We start from the raw sequence: 1,294 nt of genomic DNA on the forward strand, positions 1-1,294 counted from the left end.
GAACCGCCCCGGATTTGCCGGATGCCCTAACTCAATAGTAGGATGGGCCTATGACGAACAAAACGACGAATAAATTCTCCCCTGAGATCCGTGAGCGCTCTGTGCGGATGGTTCTCGACCATGAAGCCGATTACCCATCGCGATGGACAGCGATCTTGTCGGTGGCTCAGAAGATCGGCTGTGCGCCAGGCACTTTGAACGACTGGATCAAGAAGACTGAGGTCGATACCGGCAAGCGTGTCGGCGTTCCGACTGATCTGGCCGAGAAGATGAAGGCCCTGGAGCGCGAGAACCGGGAGCTGCGGCAAGCCAATGAGATATTGCGCAAGGCCAGCGCTTATTTCGCCCAGGCGGAGCTCGACCGCCCGTTCAAGCGATGATTGCGTTCATCGATGATCACCGGGAGGCGTACGGGGTCGAGCCGATCTGCAGGGTTTTGCCGATTGCCCCATCTTCCTATTTCGAACGCGTCGCTCAGCGCAATGATCCGGCTCGACTGTCGGCGCGGGCGAAGCGTGATCTGGAACTCAAGCCTGAGGTCGCACGCGTGTTTGCCGAGAACTATGAGGTCTATGGCGTTCGCAAGGTTTGGCGCCAGATGAAGCGGGAAGGCTTTGACATTGCCCGCTGCACGGTCGAGCGACTGATGCGAGGCCTTGGCCTACACGGTGTCATCCGTGGAAAGCCCGTTCGTACAACGATTTCCGTTAAGGCGGCGCCTTGCCCGCTCGATCATGTGAACCGGCAATTCCGCGCACTTGCCCCCAACCGCCTCTGGGTGTCAGATTTCACGTATGTCGCCACCTGGCAGGGCTTTGTCTACGTGGCTTTTGTCATCGACACCTACGCCCGACGGATCGTCGGCTGGCGCGCCAGTCGAACGGCCCATGCCAGCTTCGTCCTCGATGCATTGGAGCAGGCGATCTATGATCGCAGACCTGTTCATCGCGGAGGCCTGGTGCACCATTCGGACCGCGGCAGTCAGTATATTTCTATCAGGTACACCGAGCGGCTGGCCGAAGCCGGTATCGAACCCTCAGTCGGAAGCGTAGGCGATTCCTACGACAACGCCTTGGCTGAAACCATCAACGGGCTTTACAAGGCCGAGGTCATCCACCGCAAAGGACCATGGCGAAACTTTGAAGCTGTCGAGTTTGCCACCCTTGAGTGGGTCGACTGGTTCAATAACCGAAGGCTGCTTGAGCCTATAGGCAACATACCCCCGGCTGAGGCTGAACAAATGTACTATGCCGCTCTCGACACCGAAGAGATGGCAGCATAACTTTTATAAACC

At 57.8% G+C, this 1,294-nt stretch carries 1 protein-coding gene and 1 other annotated feature; the gene reads left to right on the forward strand.

Annotated elements, in window-relative coordinates; translation table 11 throughout:
* Positions 1–50: 50 nt before the first annotated feature.
* A protein-coding gene (locus AEAC466_RS43415; protein WP_235074379.1) for an IS3 family transposase occupies positions 51–1,282 on the forward strand; the annotation gives its coding sequence in 2 pieces (ribosomal slippage) (positions 51–345 and positions 345–1,282; 1,233 coding nt in all).
* Positions 335–451, forward strand: a sequence feature (AL1L pseudoknot). It overlaps the preceding gene by 117 nt.
* Positions 1,283–1,294: the final 12 nt, after the last annotated feature.

It is taken from the genome of Asticcacaulis sp. AC466 (assembly GCF_000495815.1).
Classification (GTDB): domain Bacteria; phylum Pseudomonadota; class Alphaproteobacteria; order Caulobacterales; family Caulobacteraceae; genus Asticcacaulis.